At 60.6% G+C, this 20,624-nt stretch carries 21 protein-coding genes and 2 pseudogenes; 11 read left to right on the forward strand and 12 right to left on the reverse strand.

All coding sequences use genetic code 11. The features are described from left to right. Positions 1–102: IS3 family transposase (locus ACR652_RS18305; RefSeq protein ID WP_434507882.1), on the forward strand; the 102-nt coding region annotated here is incomplete at its 5' end. A 176-nt stretch (positions 103–278) separates the two neighbouring features. Here ACR652_RS18305 and ACR652_RS18310 read toward each other — a convergent pair. From ACR652_RS18310 to ACR652_RS18320, 3 genes are all read right to left on the reverse strand, one after another. Beyond that, positions 279–443, reverse strand: a complete 165-nt coding sequence (locus tag ACR652_RS18310; protein ID WP_434507910.1) for a hypothetical protein — start codon at positions 441–443, stop codon at positions 279–281. Continuing rightward, the gene (locus tag ACR652_RS18315) at positions 430–2,718 is read right to left on the reverse strand and encodes a tetratricopeptide repeat protein (RefSeq protein WP_434507911.1); all 2,289 of its coding nucleotides are present in this window, start codon (positions 2,716–2,718) and stop codon (positions 430–432) included. The genes ACR652_RS18310 and ACR652_RS18315 overlap by 14 nt, the downstream gene beginning before the upstream one ends. 95 nt (positions 2,719–2,813) lie before the next feature. Further along, positions 2,814–3,740 (reverse strand): LysR family transcriptional regulator, encoded by a 927-nt coding sequence (locus ACR652_RS18320; RefSeq protein ID WP_434507912.1) that lies wholly within the window; start codon positions 3,738–3,740, stop codon positions 2,814–2,816. A 153-nt stretch (positions 3,741–3,893) separates the two neighbouring features. On the opposite strand from ACR652_RS18320, the gene ACR652_RS18325 reads away from it, so the two are divergent. The 5 genes and pseudogenes from ACR652_RS18325 (at position 3,894) to ACR652_RS18345 (ending at position 7,657) form a co-directional block, all read left to right on the forward strand. Beyond that, on the forward strand, positions 3,894–5,444 hold the full coding sequence (locus tag ACR652_RS18325) for an arylsulfatase (RefSeq protein WP_434507913.1): 1,551 nt from the start codon (positions 3,894–3,896) through the stop codon (positions 5,442–5,444). 114 nt (positions 5,445–5,558) lie between these two features. After that, positions 5,559–5,936, forward strand: a complete 378-nt coding sequence (locus ACR652_RS18330; protein ID WP_434507914.1) for a DUF4345 domain-containing protein — start codon at positions 5,559–5,561, stop codon at positions 5,934–5,936. 459 nt (positions 5,937–6,395) lie between these two features. Continuing rightward, a pseudogene (locus ACR652_RS18335) lies at positions 6,396–6,698 on the forward strand (ATP-binding protein); the annotation flags it as partial. Positions 6,699–6,944: 246 nt separating this feature from the next. After that, on the forward strand, positions 6,945–7,346 hold the full coding sequence (locus tag ACR652_RS18340) for a hypothetical protein (protein ID WP_434507915.1): 402 nt from the start codon (positions 6,945–6,947) through the stop codon (positions 7,344–7,346). A gap of 80 nt (positions 7,347–7,426) precedes the next feature. Then, the gene (locus ACR652_RS18345; RefSeq protein WP_434507929.1) at positions 7,427–7,657 is read left to right on the forward strand and encodes a hypothetical protein; all 231 of its coding nucleotides are present in this window, start codon (positions 7,427–7,429) and stop codon (positions 7,655–7,657) included. 156 nt (positions 7,658–7,813) lie between these two features. Here the strand turns inward: ACR652_RS18345 and ACR652_RS18350 are convergent. The 4 genes and pseudogenes from ACR652_RS18350 to ACR652_RS18365 all read right to left on the reverse strand — a co-directional run. Continuing rightward, positions 7,814–7,936 (reverse strand): annotated as a pseudogene (locus tag ACR652_RS18350) (recombinase RecD); the annotation flags it as partial. A 165-nt stretch (positions 7,937–8,101) separates the two neighbouring features. After that, the gene (locus tag ACR652_RS18355; RefSeq protein ID WP_434507916.1) at positions 8,102–8,794 is read right to left on the reverse strand and encodes a type 1 glutamine amidotransferase domain-containing protein; all 693 of its coding nucleotides are present in this window, start codon (positions 8,792–8,794) and stop codon (positions 8,102–8,104) included. Between the two features lie 1,316 nt (positions 8,795–10,110). Beyond that, entirely contained in the window at positions 10,111–10,473 is a 363-nt protein-coding gene (locus tag ACR652_RS18360) for a hypothetical protein (RefSeq protein ID WP_434507917.1), read from the reverse strand. A gap of 131 nt (positions 10,474–10,604) precedes the next feature. Further along, a complete protein-coding gene (locus ACR652_RS18365; RefSeq protein ID WP_434507918.1) occupies positions 10,605–10,892 on the reverse strand; it encodes a hypothetical protein in 288 nt (95 codons plus the stop codon). A 478-nt stretch (positions 10,893–11,370) separates the two neighbouring features. Between ACR652_RS18365 and ACR652_RS18370 the strand changes: the two genes are divergently transcribed. After that, the gene (locus ACR652_RS18370) at positions 11,371–12,078 is read left to right on the forward strand and encodes a S1 family peptidase (protein ID WP_434507926.1); all 708 of its coding nucleotides are present in this window, start codon (positions 11,371–11,373) and stop codon (positions 12,076–12,078) included. Between the two features lie 84 nt (positions 12,079–12,162). Here the strand turns inward: ACR652_RS18370 and ACR652_RS18375 are convergent, their stop codons facing one another. After that, positions 12,163–13,509, reverse strand: a complete 1,347-nt coding sequence (locus tag ACR652_RS18375; protein WP_434507919.1) for a UDP-N-acetylglucosamine-peptide N-acetylglucosaminyltransferase — start codon at positions 13,507–13,509, stop codon at positions 12,163–12,165. Positions 13,510–13,914: 405 nt separating this feature from the next. On the opposite strand from ACR652_RS18375, the gene rpsU reads away from it, so the two are divergent. Together rpsU and ACR652_RS18385 are read left to right on the forward strand one after the other, a co-directional pair. After that, positions 13,915–14,193: a 30S ribosomal protein S21 gene (gene rpsU, locus ACR652_RS18380; RefSeq protein WP_434507920.1), complete on the forward strand. Its 279-nt coding sequence runs from the start codon at positions 13,915–13,917 to the stop codon at positions 14,191–14,193. 69 nt (positions 14,194–14,262) lie between these two features. Next, positions 14,263–14,481, forward strand: coding sequence for a hypothetical protein (locus ACR652_RS18385; protein WP_434507921.1), 219 nt, complete (start codon positions 14,263–14,265; stop codon positions 14,479–14,481). A 335-nt stretch (positions 14,482–14,816) separates the two neighbouring features. Here ACR652_RS18385 and ACR652_RS18390 read toward each other — a convergent pair whose 3' ends face one another. Next, a complete protein-coding gene (locus ACR652_RS18390) occupies positions 14,817–15,611 on the reverse strand; it encodes a TOBE domain-containing protein (RefSeq protein WP_434507922.1) in 795 nt (264 codons plus the stop codon). Between the two features lie 587 nt (positions 15,612–16,198). Between ACR652_RS18390 and ACR652_RS18395 the strand changes: the two genes are divergently transcribed. After that, positions 16,199–16,615: a CopG family transcriptional regulator gene (locus ACR652_RS18395; protein ID WP_434507923.1), complete on the forward strand. Its 417-nt coding sequence runs from the start codon at positions 16,199–16,201 to the stop codon at positions 16,613–16,615. 254 nt (positions 16,616–16,869) lie between these two features. Beyond that, complete coding sequence (locus ACR652_RS18400) at positions 16,870–17,820, forward strand: extracellular catalytic domain type 1 short-chain-length polyhydroxyalkanoate depolymerase (RefSeq protein WP_434507927.1); 951 nt, start codon at positions 16,870–16,872, stop codon at positions 17,818–17,820. 228 nt (positions 17,821–18,048) lie between these two features. Here ACR652_RS18400 and ACR652_RS18405 read toward each other — a convergent pair whose 3' ends face one another. The 3 genes from ACR652_RS18405 to ACR652_RS18415 all read right to left on the reverse strand — a co-directional run bounded on the left by ACR652_RS18405 (position 18,049) and on the right by ACR652_RS18415 (position 20,450). Beyond that, the gene (locus ACR652_RS18405; protein WP_434507928.1) at positions 18,049–18,258 is read right to left on the reverse strand and encodes a cold-shock protein; all 210 of its coding nucleotides are present in this window, start codon (positions 18,256–18,258) and stop codon (positions 18,049–18,051) included. A 362-nt stretch (positions 18,259–18,620) separates the two neighbouring features. Next, positions 18,621–20,204 carry a hybrid sensor histidine kinase/response regulator gene (locus tag ACR652_RS18410; RefSeq protein ID WP_434507924.1) on the reverse strand — a complete coding sequence of 528 codons (1,584 nt, stop codon included), beginning with the start codon at positions 20,202–20,204 and terminating at the stop codon, positions 18,621–18,623. Then, on the reverse strand, positions 20,205–20,450 hold the full coding sequence (locus tag ACR652_RS18415) for a hypothetical protein (protein WP_434507925.1): 246 nt from the start codon (positions 20,448–20,450) through the stop codon (positions 20,205–20,207). Positions 20,451–20,624: the final 174 nt, after the last annotated feature.

The raw sequence follows: 20,624 nt of genomic DNA on the forward strand, positions 1-20,624 counted from the left end.
CGGTTCTACAACTGCCGGCGGCTTCATTCGACTCTCGGATATCTCAGTCCGATGGAATTCGAGAAAATGCGACTTGTTGAAAGAGAAAGGCTCGTCGCATAATTGCTCGGCTATGGGAGACGCCGAACGCGGGCAAGGCCAATCAGCGGCCGTGCCGCGACGTGAATTCTCCGACTCGAATCCGAGAACAAAGGCCAGTTTCTTTCCCATGCCTTTCCCCTGCAAGGAAGCATAGATCGCAACTACTGTGAAATAGAGACTGCTACAAAAGGCGCACATTATCGGACATGAACAGAAGAAGACAGACCCGGCGGATTTGCGGTGAGCAGCAATCCCGGCCGCAGGCCATGGGACGCCGCGCGCGAGATGTGGGCGCCCCCATGGGCGAGACCACCCGTCACATAGGCCATGAGAGTCAGCGTCGTCAGATCAACGACGCGCACGCGCCGCCATGTCGCGGACGGCAGCAATGAAGCGACGAATTTCGTCGTCTTCCGGTGCGAGTTGCGACAGCCGCTCAGCGTGTCCGGCCGCGCCGGCAATATCGCCCGCCTCCATTTCGTAAGTTGTGAGCGTCGTGAGAATGTCGTGGTCGAAGGGATGACGCGACAGCGCTGCCGAAAGCGTCTCCCGCGCCTTGTCCGGTGCGCCCGTGTCGTGCTGTGCGACGCCAAAGACATAAGCGAAGCGCGCATCGTCGGGCGACAAGGCGACGGCCTTTCCGAGACTTTCCATCGCCTCGGGCAATCGCTTCTGGCGAACGAGGCTCAGGCCAAGTGCATGGGCGAGCGGGCCGGAATTGGGATTTTGCGCCAATGAACGGCGTAGCGTCGCTTCGGCCGCCTTTTCGTCGCCGCTGGCGCGGGCGATTTCCGCGAGCGAAATGGCGGCTGGAGCAAAGCTGCGGTCGAGCGCGAGCGCCGTCTCATAGGCCGCCCGCGCCGCTTCGATCTTGCCGCGCGCGAGGTGAAAAGCGCCGAGATTGGCCTGTGACTCCGGCCGCTCCGCGTTGAAGAGTTGGCCAGCCTCATATTCCGCGAGCGCCTTTTCGAACGCGCGACGCGCCGCTGGCTCGAGATCCGCTTCGGCTTCGCCCACCAGCGCGCGGGCCGCCTCCATGCGCAACGCACGTGCTTCGTCGCTCAGCAAGGGGATCAGGGCCTTCCGCTTGGTCGCGGCATCGGCACCGGAGAGAACCGCGGCAGCGGCTGAGCGCACCATCGGGTCGGGGTCAGACAGAGCGTCGCTTGCGAGAGACAGCGTGCCGACCGTCGGCGACTGACTCAGCCGGTGAAGCGCGCTGGCGCGAGCGATCACTGATTGCGTCCTGTCCTCGACAATCCGCGCGAGAGCCCTCCCGGCGCCGGGCGCCCCGCTGTCGGCGAGATGGAAGGCCTCGGCGAAGCCCTGCGCGCCGGGCTTGCCGCCCATGCCCCATGAGCTGACCGACTCCATCGCCCACGCCGCGCTTTTCTCGTCATGACACTGGTTGCAGGCGTTCGGCGTCGCCATCGCGGCTGTGCGATCCGGGCGCGGGATGCGCATGGAATGATCACGTCGCGCATCGACGCCCATATAGACCGTCACCGGCATGTGGCAGTTGACGCATTGCGCGCCTTGCGAATCCGCCGCGTGATGATGATGGCTCGCCTGATCGAAGACCCGGGGGGAATGACATTGCCCGCAAAGCGCGTTGCCCGCGAGTCGCAGCTTGCCGGAATGCGGATTATGGCAATCCGAACATGTCACGCCGGCGGCGTGCATGCGGCTTTGCAGGAACGAGCCGAAATTATAGACCTCGTCACGCTGCTGGCCATCGGGATGATAGAGTCCGGCTTCGAGGGTCACGGGCCGAAAGGCGTCGTAGAACCGCGCCGCCGCAACGGGGTCGTCGGAGAATTGCTGGCGCCGCGCATGACAACCGGCGCAGACGCGCGCCTCCCTGTCGCTCGTCGGGGGCCCGCTTCGCGTCGCGGTCGCGCCGGCGCCCGCCTGCCAGGAAACCCCAGCCCGCTGATCGAAGCCGACATCGAAACCGTAATGCGGCGGAGGAGGGGAAGGCTTCCCCGCCCATGCGACATGGCGCGACGCCGGGCCGTGGCACGCTTCGCAGCCCACGCTGAGTTCAGAGAAGGTCGTGGCGTAGGCGTTCGCGTTAGCGTCGTAATTCTTTCGAAGATTGGTGGAATGGCACCAGGCGCATTGATAGTTCCAGTTCTGGTCGATCCCGGTCCAGTGCAGCGGATCGCCCGCCGCGAGCTTGCGGTCGGGATAGAGATCGAACCACCGCTGCCCGCCCTCGGAAGCAGGGCGCGCATCCCAGGCGACGCCAAACGCCTGAAGCCGCCCGCCCGGCAATTCAAGCAGATATTGTTGGAGCGGATAGACCCCGAAGACATATCTCACCTCGAAATCCGCCGTGGCGCCGTCCGACCCCTCCGAACGAATGAAATATTTGGCGTCGCGTTCGAAAAAAACCGTCTCGACCCCGCCTTTGCGGAAGACCGCTCCATCGAAGCGGCCGAGCACGGCGCTTTCTTTTGGTTCCTGCATTGCGGCGTAATGCTGGGACGCCAACCAGTCCGAATGCTCGCTGTTGTGACAGGACGCGCAAGCCGCCGAGCTTACGAACGTCGGCGCAGACGTCTGCGCCTCCGCGCCGGAGAGGCGCGCGCCAAGAATGAGGAGCATGACGCAAAGGCCAGATAGGAACGACATGAGGCCGACCTTCCTGTCCGAGCAGGCCGAGAGCCGACGAACGGAAAACGCAACGGGGCTGACAATACGCCATGCGCGGCGTTCGAGCAGGTGCATCAAGGCGGCGTCTCTTGTTCGACGTCGGCGATCATCCGCATCAAGGCTTCGGCGGCGGGCGAATGTGTGCGGCCTCGCTTCCAAACGAAGCCATAATTCAATCGCATCCATGGCAGATCGATTGGCAACAGGACGCACAGGCGATGTTTCAGCTCTTCCCCGATGAGCGAAGGAAGGGAGACAGACAGGCTATCGCTCGCCAGAACCACGTCTCGCGCCGCTTGCACGGTGTCGACGATCACCCGTGGCCGGAAGCGGTTATTCTCATCACTGAGGAAGCCGAAGGGCATGTCCGCCTGCGGCATGGCCTGACGGAGGCGCCCCGGCGCTGTCGGACCCACCCAGGGATATTGCATCAGGTCTTCGATCAAGAGTGAGGACCGTCGCGCCAATGGATGCCCGCTGCGGCAATAAAAATGCAGGCGCGAGTCACGGATGAGTTGTGTTTCGAGTTCCGGATGTTGCGCGGCTTCCGAGATATCCGCCAGCCCGAGGTCGGCGCGTGCCTGTGCGATGTCGTCGACCACGCGCGTCCAGTCCGTCGTCGTCAACTGGAGCAACAGTCCCGGATGGCGGGCCGTGAGGCGCCCCACGGCTTTCTGTGCTGAAATCGCAGCCGGGAAGGGACCGGCGGCAAGGGTTAATTCGCCGACCTCCAGCCCTTTCAACAGAGCGATCTCACGCAGAAGCTCGGAGTAGCCGTTGAGAAGGGCGTCTCCTCTTTCGATGACGAGCCTTCCGAACAGCGTCGGCGTCACGCCATCGTGCCGTTCGAACAGGCGCACGCCTAGAGCGTCTTCGAGAAGTTTCAGACTACGTGTGAGGGACGGTTGTGAGACCCCCAGCTCCTTCGCCGCGCGTCCGAAATGACGATGCTCCGCGAGGGCGCACACCATTTCCAGATGACGGAAAGACTGCAAAGTCATCAGCAGGAGCGCTCGGTTATATCTTTGGTGTTATCGAGTCATACCCTACACGATATTGGACGATGTGAACACAGGCTGTCATTGTTATCGAGCGATTGGAGTCACGCAAGCGCGTCATGTCGACCAGCGCATTGTTTTTTCAGGGGGCGGTTGATGACTTGGAGCCTGTTCTGGCGGCTGACGCTCGGCGTCGGCGCGATGCTGATGATTGCTCTTCCGGCTGAGGCCGCTCCGGGGCAGGGCAAGAAGCCCAATATTCTGGTCATCTGGGGCGATGATATCGGCCAGTTCAACGTCAGTGCCTATAACCGCGGGATGATGGGCTACCGGACGCCCAACATCGACAAGATCGCGCAGGAAGGCGCGCTTTTCACCGACTGGTATGGTCAGCAGAGCTGCACGGCGGGACGGGCCGCGTTCATCACCGGCCAATCTCCGATCCGCACGGGCCTCACCAAGGTTGGTCTTCCCGGTGCGCCCGAGGGCATGAAGAAGGAAGACCCGACGATTGCGGAGCTCCTGAAGCCGCTCGGCTATGTGACGGGCCAGTTCGGCAAGAACCATCTCGGCGACCGCGACGAAATGCTGCCGACCAATCACGGCTTCGATGAATTCTTCGGAAATCTTTATCATCTCAATGCCGAGGAAGAGCCCGAGAATCCTGACTATCCGAACAACCCGGACTTCAAGAAGAAGTTCGGCCCGCGCGGAGTGATTCACAGCTTCGCTGGCGGTAAGATCGAAGACACGGGACCTCTGACGCGCAAGCGCATGGAGACGGTCGACGAGGAAGTCACCCAGGCGGCGCTCGCCTTCATGGACAAGGCGGTGAAGGACGACAAGCCCTTCTTCATTTGGTGGAACTCCACCCGTATGCATATCTTCACCCATCTAAAGCCGGCTTCGGAGGGCAAGACCGGCCTCGGTGTCTATGCCGACGGCATGGTCGAGCATGACGGCATGGTCGGCGAATTGCTCGCGAAGCTGAAAGAGCTCGGAATCGAAGACAACACTATCGTGATGTATTCGACCGACAATGGCGCTGAAACCTTCACCTGGCCCGATGGCGGAACGACCATGTTCCGCGGCGAGAAGAACACCAATTGGGAGGGCGGTTACCGCGTTCCAACCGTCATCCGGTGGCCGGGCGTGATCAAGCCGGGCGCCGTGGTCAACGACGTTGCTGCGCATGAGGACATGGCCACAACGCTCCTCGCGGCGGCAGGCGATCCCGAGGTCAAGGACGAACTCCTCAAGGGAAAGCGCGTCAACGGGCGAAACTTCAAGGTCCATCTCGACGGCTACAATCTCCTGCCGGCTCTGAAGGGTGATGCGGGTTGGCCGCGCAAGGAGTTCATCTACTGGACGGATGACGGCTCCGTCGCGGCGCTGCGTTACAACAATTGGAAGGTGACCTTCCTCAAGCAGGACGCGCTCGGCCTGAAGGTCTGGCAGCACCCGTTCGAAGAGCTGCGCGCCCCGTTGCTGACCAATCTCCGTATGGACCCGTTCGAGCGCGCCGAAGAAGAGAACGCGATGGGCTATCAGCGCTGGTATGTCGACCGAATGTTCGCAATCGCGCCAGCGGCGGGTTACGTCGGGCAATGGCTTCAGAGCTTCAAGGAGTTTCCCCCGCGCCAGAAGCCCGGAAGCTTCAATCTAGATCGCGTCATGGAGGCGGTGACGCGGGGGAAAGCGAATTGACGTGACGCCCCTCCGCGAGCTTTCGGGCGACGAAAGCTCGCGGAGGGGGGGCGCCAGGCTGGGTGCGAGGAACCGGCGTCGCGTTGGGCAGGGGGCTCCTCTGGGGGGCGCGCAATGCAAATCAAGAAATTTTATCTCGTCTTCGCCTTTGTGTCCGTTTCGGCAATTGCGCTGCTCTACGGCGTCGCGCCGGCATGGTTCGCTCAAACCTTCCTCGGCGTCGCCAATATCGGCGTCGGATGCGCGCATATCCTGCGGGCCATCATGGGCCTCTATGTCGCTTTGGGCCTGTTCTGGTTCTATGCGGCGTTCGACGCGCGCTATCGCCGCGTTGCCGTTCTGACAACGGTGATTTTCTGTGCGGGCCTCGTCTCGGGCCGTCTGATCAGCTTCGCCATCGACGGCCTGCCGCCGCCTCTTCTGCTCTTCTATGCCGCGCTGGAGTTTGTCCTCGCGCCAATCGGCCTGTGGGTCTACAACCGGCCCGACTGAGCTGGGGGTTCCGGGACGAAATTCACGCAGTCCTGTACAGTTCGTGCATCAACCTAGGGCTTCGCCTTAGCAACCCTTCACACCGCGAAGGGAGGCGCGTGGGAGGGCAGAGGCCGCCCGCATTTGTTCCGGCGCTCATGGCCGGCGAAGTCGCTGCAAGGCGCACATCCCGGCAAAACGCCTCGCCAAAGGGGCATCCACATATGACTCACGGGAACCCTGCCTCGGGAATGAGCGAAATCGGTAATGACGTATAAATCTTAGCCAGCCTTGTCTCGTCGTCTTTTTCATAATCCCAGCATTTTAGGCGTTGCGCGGCTCCGACGGGGGCGAGCCAGTTTATGCCCGGCTGTGCGCGCCAACGGCGTGACCCAGGCAATGTTCACCCAGCAATTGAGCGTCGGGGTTGAATTCGACTCCACGCTTTTCGATCATCGCCTCGACCTGCAAGTAGTTGATCAGGTTGCCGAGCGGTTGGTTCGCTGCGACCTCGTGATCCTGGACGAACATGGCTACTTTCCGTTCAGCGCATCCGGGGGCGCCTTGCTCTTTCACTTGCTGAGCAAACTTTGCGAGCGCGCCAGCGTCGTCGTCACCACAAATCTCAGCTTTAGCGAATGGGCAGGCGTCTTCAGGGACCCGAAAATGACAATCGCCTTGCTGGATCGCCTGACCCATCACTGTCATATCGTCGAAGCCGGGAGCGATAGCTTCCGGTTCAAAGCGAGCGCCGCAACGACAACCAGGGTCACTTCTCAGTAAAATTTGGGTCAACTCTCAGTGGAAATCAACGAGTAGCCGACACTCCTGCAACCGCTACCAGCAGGCGTCCTATGGCCTCCTAGGCCCCATCTGTGGGGCTACCGGCGAGCACCCTGTATGTGCCGGCCCTGCTAACGCCGACCGCCTCGGCGATCTCGACCGTCCGCTTGCGTCTCACCTTTGACAGACTGGCTTAAGCTCGCGTAGCCTCCTTGTCTGGGAACTTGGTTAATAAAGGACATCTCTATGAAGAATATCATTCTGGCGTCCGCTGCGTTCGGTCTTGCGTTCATTGGCAGCGTTGCGACTGCGTCGGCTGGCGGCGCTGTCTCGCTGTGCAACCTTGAGACCCTGCACGGCACCTACGTCTACTCCGGCTTCAGCGAGAAGTCCGCGTCTGCCGGCATGGAATATTATGATGGCAAGGGTAAGATCATCAGCCTGCAGCAGACCGCAGGGTCCGCCGGAACGCTCGTCAACGGCACGTACACCGTCAATGGGTGCATCGCGACGACGACCTACTCTAACGGGGTCTACACGAACTACCTCTCGCCGACCGGCGACACCTTTACCTGGGCGGCTGTCAGCGGCAGTACCGAGGCGGGTGATGAGCGCCGCTTCTCGACCATGAACCTGCTGGCGAAGTAAGTAGCCGATAGGCGCACCATCGCGACAAAGAACAGGGGGAGCGGCCTTAGCTGGCTGTGCGTGACCAGCGTGTGCAGCGCATGACGGGCAAGGAGGTCTGGCTCATCGGCGAACGCCGGTCGACGGGCGAGCAAAAATACTATGTGTCGAATCTGCCGCCTGATGAGAACCTCAAAAAGCTGGCCGCCACAATCAAGGCCGGATGGGTCAGTTGGATTCCGTCTTTTATGTGCCAAACGCGTCGGTCTTGTCGAGCGCATGACGACCGCAAGCTGGAGATGAAACAAAATGAAGTAATTCAGACAAATTGACGCCTTTGGAGAATCGGACCTTCGCAGTCAAGGAGGATTCTCTCGGTCGATGATTAGGTCGCAGCGCATCAGGCGTCTCGGGATATGCCAGACGGCGCGCCGCTATTGGGAAAACGGTCGCTGTAGTGCATCCGGCGTGAGGCGCTCATCTCGGCGTAAGACTGGGATGACGACAGCGGGATATTCCGACCCCTGCGACTCTTGTGGATCTGGTGCGTAGGCCGGGACGAGCGTATCGAGCTCTCCGAACTCATAGGTGACAAGGCGACCGTCGAAATTCCTTCCAGCAATTCCCGTCGCCGCAATCGTTGAGGCGACAGGTTCTGAGGAAGAGGCGCCACGCAACGATCATAGAAGGCCCGCGAGATTTTGCCCAAATTCTCTTCCGGGCGATGGTCGAGGCCGTTGCGTTCCCAAAATCGCGCCGCCTGGCGCGTGTGATTTTCAAACGCCCTGTGTCTGCTTCAGGGTATCGAGCAGAAGACGGGCAGCCGGGCCGGACGAGGCGGGATTTTGCCCAGTGATGAGCTGACCGTCGGCGACCGTGTGCACACCCCAGTTCCTGACCTTGGAAAAGGTGGCGCCAAGCTTCATCAATTCGTCCTCGACTAGGAAGGGTACGACCTGCGTCAGCCCGACCTCTTCCTCCTCGCCATCGGTGAATCCGGTGACCGTCTTGCCCTCTACGATCGGCTTACCGTTCGGGGCTTTGACGTGGCGCAGCGCGCCGGACGAGTGGCAGACGAGAGCGACGGTCTTGCCTGCGCGCAGGAAGGATTCAAGCAGCCGGATCGAGTCTTCGTCCTCGGCGAGATCCCACAGCGGCCCATGACCACCGGGGTAGAAGACCGTGTCGTAGTCCTCCTGCTTGATGCTGCCGAGACGAACCGTGCTGTCGAGCTGCGCGTTGGCGTCCGCATCCTTCTCGAAGCGACGGGTGACCTCGGTCTGGAAAGCCGGCTCGTTGCTCTTGGGATCGAACGGCGGTCGGCCGCCCTTCGGCGAGGCGAGAGTTATCTGCGCGCCGGCATCCTTGAAGACGAAATAAGGGGCGGCGAGTTCCTCAAGCCAGAAGCCCGTCTTGCGCCCCGTGTCGCCGAGCTGGTCGTGGGATGTGAGGACCATCAGGACTTTCATGATGCTCTCCTTAACCCCGGAATCGCGCGCGCGGTGTCGCCAGCGCTTGAGACAGTTCAGCTTCGGATCATCGCCAACCGGTGAAACCCGGAAGATTATCTGGCTGCGATCGGCCTGCGGGCAATGCTATCGGCGATTTGCAGACCCAAGAATCCGGTCCGACGGGCTCCAGTTACGGAAGCGCGACGTCACCTTCCCGGGCGCCATTCCACCCGCTCCGCGAGACTGCGTCCACGCTAAAGGGCTCGGTCGACCTCACGCTCCCGGAGCCACGTCTCTACAGTTCGCTGCCGTCATTCTTCGACAAAAGCTGGCGCGCTGGCCAGATCAAGCTTGCCAAGTAGAGCCGGAAGGGCTTCCCTCGTCGATTATGCGCCGCTTCCATTGGCAATCACGCCGGCGCACATGCGCGTTAGCGTCGCGCTAACGAGTTCGGGGCATGGAATGCGGGAAGAGCCGTTGCCGGGACGAGGCAACGGGAAACAAAGCGGGGTTCAAACAGAAAAAGCCGCCGAGCTGGTCGCTGGGCGGCTAATTATCGTGCCTCTCAGCGTCAGCCGAGGTGCGAAATCACCGGCGCGAGGGAGATCAAGGTAAATATCGCTGCGACGACGCCGACGACCCAGATCAGGCCCTTGAGACGGGAAGTGGTGGCAGTTGCTTCATTGTTCATTGGTTTTCTCCGATGGATACGCCTGCTGTGAGTAAAAAATAAGCCGAGCGCAAGAGCATCATCAGAACTGCGACCTACACTCGATACATAGGCTATGAACTGCTCGAAAACAAGCGATGAATTCAGCCCTCTGGCGCGCCATAGCGTCACGCATGGGCGGGAAGCAGTTTATCTGCATTGTCTCGTTCTTCCCGAAAAGCCATGTCGCTATGGCCTGGACGTCGATCCGCGATGGAGAGGGCAGCATGTCCGTGAGGCGTGTTGGCGGCGGTCGGCGGCGCGCTACGTCGAACAGCGCCCGTAAGGGGTCTCAATCCGACGAAGACCTCCCCAACAAGTAAGGCTGTCCTATCGAATGGTCCTTTCGAAATTCTGCGGACCGTAGATGATGGCGGGACGGGAGGCGCGATCTTCAATGAGGGCCAGCACGCGGCCCGCTCCGTCCCGAGTTTCCTCGAAACTGCCGCGTTCGGGCTCATAGGGTTGGCTTGTGCCGCCTCAGAGAACCAGTTCGTAGAGTTCAAGACATTCCATAACGCGTTCTTACTCGTAATCAACACTCGATGGCTTGCCGCTCACTGGCTGGGTTCGGGAGAATGATCGCAGCGCCACGTCGTGCGAAGGACAAGCGCCATCCGACCTGTCAGCGCTCGGCATCCCCTCGGAACATGCCGAGATCCGCGTCGGCGTTCACGCCCGCTTCACAATGATTGCCAATACGAATGAGCGGCCCGTTGATTAGCTCGGGATCGAGAATCATCTGAACCAGAGCCGATTGTGGCGTGATGCATCCCGGATCGATCTCCCCCGAAACAACGCGACTCGCCAGAGGATCGAACCACTCATGAACGGGCTTCGAACCGAAGAACGGACGCAAGCTGGATACACTCCAGGGCTCTTTGATCAAATCGAAGCTCTCGACATCATGACCCATTGCAGTCAGTCGCGCTTTCTGTGAAGCGCAATGAGGGTAAGCGGCAGATTCAAAGAAGATCACACGAGTCATGGCATTCATTCTCCAGAAAGCAATTGCTCAAGAACGAAAACGCGGCGCTCATCGGGATTTCGCCCGGCTCGAGGCGCATTCACTGATCGAACGTCGCGAGGCGATCATCGGGCGCGCTCGAACAGCGCATCTCATGCATTGCCCGCGGGCCCCGGAGGCCTCGGCTTCCTCTCGGATAGACGACGACGCAGCGGAAAGACATTGTCATCGTAGAGAGGACGAATCTCACGACCGAAGTAATGCGCCTCGTTGACTTCGAGCGTGCAGCCGTCCAGAAGTTTCGGCGTGAGTTCCTCAACCGCGAACCGTATTGCTTCGGCAGCTCTCGTAAAGCGGCGGAAGACAAGGGCCTTCCGCCTCGAGCTCGCGCTCTTGGCGTAATACAGGGACGCCTCGAGGTGATAATCATTCGCGTCCATAAGTCGCCTCCTCCGCCTTGGGCTTCGCTCCGAAGCGCGCCCGACCCTCGCATCTTGGTGACAACACGCTTCTGACCGTCGCGCGCGGCCGGCTATGGCGGCCATGGGCCTCGGCCAGGCGACCGCCGGTTACGAGCGTTACTCCGTAGCCGCCGCGATAAATCGTTGTTCTGGAGAGGAAGCACAAGCCAGACTCGCCAGAGGGGAGAGAGGGAGCAAGATTGTCTGGCCGGAACTGATCATTTGAACATAGAGCAATATTCTGAAATTGCAATCGCAGTCGGAACGGCGCGGCACTAGGGCAACGATGAGGCGGATCTGTTGCGCCTTCCGCTGTCGTGAGGTTAAATGCGGTCAATCGAGACTTAGCTGAAGTGTTTCAACCCGTTTCGAGAACGACGGCCGATGAAGAAGGCGTCTCGCTGCCGACTGCCGACAGGAAAGGGGACCAGCGCTGATCGACTCTCTTTTGCTGACCATGGCGAGGATCTGCACGTTCCGGCAACATCAGCTGCTGACGAATGCAAGCGGCTTTTTCTTCGAGCGAGACGGACGTCTGTACCTCGTGACCAGCAGACATGTGGTGATAGACGAACCGAACCATCACCTGCCTGACCGCGTCGAGATTGAACTTCACACCGACCCCGAGAACATGACGAAATCCTCGGGGTTTTCGATCCCGCTATATCAGCAGGGCAAGGCAGTCTGGCGCCAAGGCGTCGACGCAGGCGGAGGGATCGACGTCGCCGTTATCGAGATTGACCTTTCAGCATTGCCAGAGCCGACGGTTTACCGCGCTTTCAACCCGACCAACCTCCCGACCCCGGACGAGCATATCGAGATCGGAGCGTCGCTGCTGATCGTCGGATTTCCACTTGGATTCCACGACACCTTGCATCACATGCCGGTCGTGCGCCAGGCGGTCGTCGCGTCGTCGTTCGGTCTCCGCTTTCAAGGACATGGCTATTTCCTGACCGACGCCCGCACCCATCGTGGCACGAGTGGAGCGCCCGTGGTGATGCGCCTGTCCGAAGGCGGAGCGAATGCAGATTTTCTTCCGTGGCGCCTGCTGGGTGTTCACTCATCCCGGCTGGACGTCGGCTCACGCGACATAAATCTGGACGAGGCGCTTGGTCTCAATTGCGCCTGGTATGCGGACATACTGATGACGCTGACGGCGACTTGACTGACGCCGATGCGGGGGCTTGAAAGGCTCTTGACCCGCCCGGCCTCAGGCGACCTCTCGATCGAGAGGCAGCCAGAGTCGCTTTCATACGATTGCGGATGCTCTGACCGCAGCCGGGGGCAATCCCAGCCGAAACCGTTCCCACATCATCGCATATAGCGATTCGAGGGCAAGACTATAGGCTTTAACATCGAACAGGGGCGCGCTCAGGCGGTTCCCTGCGAGCGTTCGACGCAGTTCTCCCAATCTGTCCGTATCCGTCGCAAGCGCGAAGGCCAGTTCGAAATAGTCGTCCTGGTCCTCAACCACCATCTCGGGGAGACCGGCGGCACGAAGCAGGCTGCCGGCGACGCGCGACGGAAATGTCGCGCCGGGGCAGGTAATGACCGGGACGCAGGCCCAAAGAGCGTCGCTGGCGGTCGTATGGGCGCCATAAGGCGCGGTATCCAGCACGAGATCCGCAAGTTGAAGCCGCCCGAGGTGTTCGGCATGCGGCAGCTCGCCAGCGAAAATGAGTCGGGACGCATCGACGCCACGCTTCCAGGCCTCGCTGCGTAGATTGCCTTCGGCCTCGTCAGTCGCGAGAAGCCAAAGAACGCTTCCAGGCACGCATTGGAGCAGGCGACACCAGACGTCGAAGATGGCGGGCGTGAATTTATATGCCTGATTGAAGCAACAGAAGACGAAACCCTCTTCTGGGAGGCCTGTCGCGGCCCGACTAGGGGCGAGAACGATCGGATCACGAGATCCTGGCGGCTGGTAAGAATGCGGGAGAGTGGCGAACGATTCAGAAAAATCCCGAGCAGCGCCCGCGGGCGTGCAGAAATCATCGGTGATGATATAGTCGCATAGGCCCGGTCCGAGAGTTCCCGGGTAGCCGAGATAATTCACCTGTACTGGCGCGGGTCGCAATGCGAGGATCGACGTCCGTGTCTCTCGGGTAAAACCCTTAAGGTCGATAAGAATGTCGATTCCGTCCCTATGGATGGCGCGCGCCGCCTCTTCGTCCGAGAGCTGGCCGATGTCATTGAATTGATCGAATACGCGTCGCAACCTGGGGCGCATCTGCTTGCCGTCATCCTTGCCATAGGAATACGCGTGAAGCTCAAAACGGGTGTCGTCATGAGCCTCGAGCGCTTCAACGAGCAAGAGCACCGTGGCATGGTCGTGAAAATCATTGGAGAGATAGCCGAGCCTTATTTTCGTGCGGCATCCACCCCAGGGAGCAAATTGAAAAGCGAGTTTTGTCCGACACTCCGCGGCCGCCGCCAGTCGCCCCTGCATCCATGTTTCCGAACAGATGCGTTGTTCCGCGGCGGAGAGTCCGGGTTCCGCGAGGAGGACAAAGGGCGGAAGGCGCTCGCCTTTCGCCTGGCTCAATTGAAGGCGGGCAAATGTCGCCCGATTGTCGAAATCTTGCCAGTCACACATTCTTCGGGCGCGAATGAAGGAGCGCAGCGTCTCTTTCCGACGGAAATCCGCCCATGCGCTCGGGTGCAAGCCGAAGAATGTCGGCTATAGGCGACCGCCGTCCTCCCTGAGGCAAAAGCCGCGCCAATGAAAGTCGAATCGAGACCACCGGGCGTCAGGCGCCTGTTTTCTCCCGGCATGGCGACTGATTTTTATCGAGACGATTCCGCTGGCGTCCAGCCGCGTATTACCTTAAGAGAGGAGAACAGGGCTACGATGGTCGAATGCGTTATCCTTCCCCGCCCTGAGATCCTCCCGCAAATCCGGATTTTCGGAGCTTTGGCTTCGAGTCGGATTCAACGATGCACGAGTGGTCGCGCGCCATGCGCCGCGCAAGCCGTGCGACTCCTTTCGATCGGAAATCTCTTGCAGGTTCTGGTTCGCGACAACAATGTCGATCAGGCGCTTCGTGTGCTGAAGAAAAAGATGCAGCGTGAAGGCGTCTTTCGGGAGATGAAGCGACGTCGCGCCTACGAGAAGCCGTCGGAAAAGCGCACCCGCGAGAAAGCTGAAGCCATTCGGCGCGCGCGCAAGCTCGCCCGCAAGCAGGCGCAGCGGGAGGGACTCGTCCCAATGCCGAAGCGAGACGCCCGCCACGACAAGCCTCGCCCCGCCCCGCCGGCCCCGACAGCTTTGGTAGGCTGACGCTCGTGGCGACCAGCTTCATATTGGGTCCTTCAACGATAAAGTCGTAATCGACAGTGGAGCCTGACCATGGCCCGTAAACCCGGTTCGAAGAGCGAATTCGTGCTCTTCGACGTCGTCTATGACGACGGGAGCCAGCGTTCAAATCGCCGTGTTCCCAAAGATATTCTCGATGGAATGGACGGCGACGAGCCCGCGCGCCACGTCATCGAAGCTCAGGATCGTGAGATTGCCGAACGCTCGGGACGACCGATGGCTGCGATCAAGGCGGTTCGACGTTCTTCATGAGCCGAGTTCGGACAGGAGGGCGCGGTCCCATGTCAGGCTCGCGGTTTATCGCTCAGCTGTAGCCTCCTGAGCACGTATGCGATCGCGCGCATCCCGGCTGAGTTTTTCTGGGTCGATGGATGGCGCTGCTCCACCCAAACGGATGCTGCTGTTCGTCACAGCGTGTCCAGACACGCTGCGCGTATACGCATCAGCATGGCTCATTGCCGCATTAAGCTTTTCAGCGCCTGCGCGATCTGTAGCTTGGACAGTGCTTGATCGAAATCAGGGGGGAGCGAGAGATAGGCGGTCAAGCTTGCCCAGTCCCATAGCGTAAATGTCATCGCAACACCGGGTCAGTCGGCGGCGAGAATCACGTCTTCCGCGGCGAAACGGACTGTCACGGGGCTTCCTTGCTCCAGGCCCATCTCCTCGACGAGGCGGCGCCGCACGACGGCTGTCATGGTCTTTCCGGCGCCGATGTCGATCAGCAATTCGCAGTTGCGTTCCGCATCGGTGCGGCGCGAAACAAGGCCCCTGAAGAGATTGCGGGAGTCATCCGGTGATCGAGCCAACGGAACCAGTTCCACGAATGAGGACTTGACCAGAGCGATTACTTTCCGACCCGGCTGAAGGCCGAGATCCGCGGTCGCCTCATTGGTTATTACCGAGTAGATGTTGTGCTCGTCCGAGATCCTGAGCGTCACCTCAACGTCTACCGGCCATTTCTTGACCGACACAACCTCGGCGCGAAACACATTGCGCGCCGAGATGCGGAGCCCGAGACCGAGGAGCGGGAAATCATCCGACCCCTCCAGCCCTTCCTCCGCAATCATTGAGGAGATCTGGGACAGGCGCTCTTCCAATTTATGGAACGTCTCGATCAGCTTCAGCCCTTCAGGCGTCACTTCGGCGCCGCCGCCGCTCCTGCCGCCGGCCTTGGTGACGAAGGCTGGGCTCGGGAGCAGATTGTTGATCGCAGCCACGGCGTCCCAGGCTGCCTTGTAGCTGAAGCCAACCGCCTTCGCGGCTTTTGAAATGCTCTTGTGCTCGGCGACGGCCTCGAGAACCTTGATACGGTCGCGTCCGATAAGGAGCTTGCCGTCGCTTCGCAGCGCCAGGAGGGCGTCGATCTTTCTTGATGCAGACATTGCCGGGCCAACCAGGATATGACGGGGCGCCAATCTTGCTAAATTCCGGCGAAAGTCAAAAGGACTGGTTACACAGGCCTCCCGCCCCCTAAAGAGGGCAACGGCGACCATCATCTTGCCTGCTCTGGGTTTCCCACCACTCCGCCAAGGCTTCGGCTCGTGCGTCGACGGATTGGGCGAGTTCCCCGGCGAACCCCATTTGCCTCCTTACGCCTCGTGACGAAGCATTTCGATGAGGAAGTAGTGAAGCATCGGCCAGAGAAAAGTCCTGCACGCCTATGGACGTTGGCGCATACGCTGTCGTCCTATGACCTCAGCTGCGGGCGCATCTTGGATCGAGCCTACGCTCATTCCAATATGGTGGAGCTTTACCTCCTCGCCCTTCATCGCGAATTCTGCCCATTACGGCGCCCCAGAGCGGGTGATTGAACCACATGGCAGTCTGCTCGGCCATCACAGCTATCAGGTGGCTCGGCAGCCCTCGCGCGGCGAGTTTCCGCATGGACCGCATCCATGCGGCGGAAACTCTCGACCCTTGAAAGGGAAGCTCGCCGAGTCCATTTACCATCCATCTGGAGGGTGTTCGGATGGTTTCCGGCGACAAGTCGCGTGAGAAGGCAGGCGATACCGAGAAGATTACGATAAATCTCGGCTACGTCGATCTTGGCCATATCGACCTTCTCGTCCGGGAAGGTTTCTATTCAAATCGCACGGACTTCATCCGCACCGCGATCCGCAACCAGCTGGCCGACCACTCGGAAGCGGTCAAGCAGTCCATCGCCCGCAATACGCTGGAGCTCGGCTTAAGGAAAGTCACGCGTGATGAGCTCGAGGCCGCCAAAGCCGCGGGCCGCAAACTGCGCATACAGGTCGTCGGGCTCGCCGTCATCGCCGACGACGTCACACCCGAGCTCGCGAGAGAGGCGATCGAAGCGATTACGGTGCTCGGGGCGCTTCAGGCGAGTGCTTCGGTAAAGGCTGCGCTGGCGGACCGAACGGGCTGAGCGCTGCTCTCCACAAAAACAGGTGTTGATCAATGCAAATCCTCCCCGGCGCTGCAATGAAAGAGGCAATGAGGCTCACCCGCGAGCAAAACCCCGCGGAGGCGACACGCTTGCTGTTGGAGACCCTCTCCGGCGGATCCTCGACAACGCCCTCGCCACCGACAGCCGGAAACCGGCCGACCCCCGAGGCGCCGAGAATCGAAGCGACCGCCTGCGACGCACCCAAGGCAGAAGGCCCCATAAGACAGTTGCGGATGCCGCTCGCAGAGTCGCTTGCGCGCCTGCGACGCGGTGAGCTCCCAAACCTCGATCTAACTCCGCAAGCCCTGGCGAAGCTTGGCAAAAGACCGGTTGTGCATGTTCCGGAGGGGGCCTCCTATCTATCGCGAAGCTTTGCGTGCCACGCGGGGACCCGACCTTATAAGGTCTATGTGCCGAGCAGAATGCGCGCCGCCAAGGCTCCGTTGATCATCCTGCTTCACGGCTGCACGCAGAATTCCGATGACTTCGCGGTGGGGACAGGGATGAACGGACTGGCGGAGGAGCACGGGTTTGTCGTCGCTTATCCTGAGCAGCCGATCACCGCCAACCAGCTCGGCTGTTGGAATTGGTTCAATGAATCGCATCAGCTCCGCGACTTGGGAGAACCCAGCATCATTGCCGGTCTGACTCGCTCCCTGATCTCGGAAATGAACCTGGATCACCAGCGCGTCTTCGTGGCCGGCCTCTCAGCCGGCGGCGCGATGGCCGACGTGATGAGTGTGACGTATCCGGACCTTTTCGCCGCCGCAGGCATCCATTCGGGCCTTGCCTATGGAGTCGCCAGGGATCAAGCGTCAGCCTTCATGGCAATGAGCGGGAAAGCACAAGACTGCGGCCCACGTCCCAAGCGGGATCGAACGCGCACCATTATTTTTCACGGGGCGTCTGACACGAAGGTGCATCCGAAGAATGCGGAACGCATTGTGCTCGAAGCGCGGGCCGCGATTTCGGGGAGTTACGAGGAAACGACGCGGCCGGGGACATCCAACGGGCTTCAATACCATCGTACGCTCGTCACAAATGCGAGAGGCGTTCAGCTGGAATACTGGGTTGTCGACGGCTTGGGTCATGCATGGTGTGGGGGCTCGCTCGAAGGATCACACACGGAGCAGCGCGGGCCCGATGCTTCTCGCGAAATGCTGCGTTTCTTTCTGGGGTTCTAAGGCGAGATGTGCACGGAAGCGGGGCGCTTGAGGCAGGCCAGATGAATGTTCCGGCAGCCGGCTGCGGATCGCGCGGCGCAGCAGCCCCGGCTGCCTACGGTGTGGCGGCGGGCCTCGCGGGCGCCAGGTGGGACGCCGGGCGCAACGGCGGGTGGTTGGAATCCAAACAAAAACGCCCTGCCGCACATTCACGGTCAGGGCGTTTTCTTATAGCGTAGGAAACAGAGCTTACGCCGCTTTTAGCTCTTCAGCCGAGAATTTGCCGCTGCGACGATCAACCATCGCCTCGTAGCTGATCCTCTGGCCTTCGTGCAGGCCGGAAAGGCCAGCTCGCTCGACAGCGCTGATATGGACAAACACGTCTGCGCCGCCATCTTCCGGCTGAATGAAGCCAAAGCCCTTTTGGGCGTTGAACCATTTCACTGTACCAGTAGCCATTTTTGTCTCCAAGCATGTTCGGAGAGGGCCCGCGTGCGCGGGGCCGGGTCGATCGAGATGTTTGGAAGATGGCGTCGAAGGCTCCTGAAGGAGCAGAGCGAAGTCGTCAGGCCGAAAGATCTTGATGGAGTCAATATAGCGAGCAATTGGTCGCCTGTATATGCGGCAATCGGCCTCAAGTGAATTGCTCCTGGAAAACCCTGGACCGTGAGGGGATGACGCCCCCGATTCTCGACGCGCGGCGGGTGGGTTCCATCCAGATGAGCTCTCCGCCCGCTCATTCCTGGCCGCACTCTCAACCATTGCCGCGCCGAATCTCAGCAGGGGGGTCACCGAGGGCCTTCGTTCCTCCCGCAAACGAGTCACCCGGCGGGCCGAGGAAAAATGCTGCGCAATGTCTCCAGGCTGATTGGCTTGACGAAGTGATGGTCGAATCCCGCTCGCTGGGTGCCCCGACGGTCATCTTTGCTGCCCCATCCGCTTAGCGCTACAAGAACAACATCCTTTCCGTCGTTCAAGGATCTGATTCGGCGCGCAGTCTCGCAACCGTCCATTATCGGCATGCCGATGTCGATGAAGGCCACCCTGGGCCGGAAGCGAGCTGTGGCGGAAACCGCTTCCATTCCGGCATAGGCGACGCACACCTCAGCGCCGAGAGTCTCCAGCAGCATGGCCAAGCTGTCGGCGATGTCCTTTTCGTCGTCAACGACCAACACACGACCCAGGGCCTGCGCGTTTAAGGCAACGGGCTCTGCCTCAGATCTCTCCAATGCGGAGGCGACCAAAGGAAGAAACACGACAAATTCACTTCCTTGCCCTGCGCCGTCGCTATGAGCCTCAACGCGGCCCCCGTGCATCTCTACAAGGCTGCGAACCAGCGCCAGGCCGATGCCAAGTCCCCCCTGGTCGCGGCCCCTCGCCCGATAAGACTGCGAGAAAAGATCGAATACCTGGGGCAGCATGCCCATGAGAATACCCATGCCGTTATCCCGAACGCTGACGACGGCCTGTCCCCCTTCTTGACGCATCGAAACCTCGATGCGGCCGCCCGGGGGAGTGTATTTTGCGGAGTTATTCATGAGGTTGGCGAACACTTGAGCCAGACGCACAGGATCCCCATGCACGGCGAGCCGCTGGTCGCCAAGCGAGATGATGAGTTCATGTTGCTGCGTCTCAATGAGCGGCTGGCTGATAGCGACGGCTTCATTGATGCAGGTGGCGAGAGCGACATGTTCCTTTCTGAGGGTGACCTTTCCCGTGGTAATGCGAGAAACTTCCAGAAGGTCATCGACCAGCCGGACCAAGTGGTCGACCTGCCGGCCAACCATCGAGATGAGTGCGTGTGCTTTTAAATTCTTGTCGGAAGCTGGATCATCCCTGTTTCGTTCCCTGAGTACGTAAACGGCGTTGCGGATGGGCGCTAAAGGATTGCGAAGCTCATGTGCAAGCGTCGCGAGAAACTCGTCCTTTTTGCGGCTGGCTGCTTTTGCGGCGTCAAGCGCGTCGCGGATATCGTATTGGAGCCGGCGCGCTTCAAGCGCGGCATGCAGTGTGCTGACGAATGTGCGTCTGGGGACCGGGCGTTCAAGGAACGTGATATTCGGGCGACGCTCCAGAGAGCGCAGCGCTCTGAAATGCCGATACGAGGAAGAGTTGCGCAGGAGCACGATGATTGGAAGCGACGACCAGGGAGGTTCATCACCGAACAAGGCCTTCGGCTCCCGGACATCGTAGACGGGGATCGCCTCTTCCGCGATCAGCACGGCGCCGGCCCCGACTTTAATCTCGCGGCGAAGCGCTTCGAAGTCTGCGCAGGTCTCCGGGAGGAGACCGGAACGGAGGAGCGCTTGCTCTGCAAGAGCGGCGTCGCGGCCATGCGGCGCCAGGATCAGAAGCCGGAAATCTTTGGCGTCGCCATGGGCGTGCGTCATGGCGCTCGCGTCCATCTATGCCTCCATGCTCTTGGCGGCGCCTTGATAGACGGGCGTTCCGGTGAGCACGCCTGTAAAGTTCGACAACGGCGCGCCAACCTGGACGCCTCCTGATTGCACGATAAACTCACGGATGGTGTGCTCGTGCCGTCCGCTACGCTTCTTGACCATGGACAAGGCCTTTCTAATCGTCCCCTCTGTCTCGAAATAGCGCAGCAGGAGCACATTATCCGCCAGGAAGCTCAAATCGATCGGCGCCACTGTCTCCGGGCCGAGCAAGCCGTGCTGCGTAACCGCTAGTGTCCTGACTCTCAATTGCCGCCCAAAAACTCAAGCGGCGTGGGCTTTGTCGAGCGCCGCGCGGGCCCGATGGATTTTTTCGAGGATAGCCTCGCCTTTCGCCTTCCATTTATAGGGACGCGGATTGGCGTTGCG

This window comes from Methylocystis sp. (assembly GCF_051061225.1).
GTDB lineage: Bacteria > Pseudomonadota > Alphaproteobacteria > Rhizobiales > Beijerinckiaceae > Methylocystis.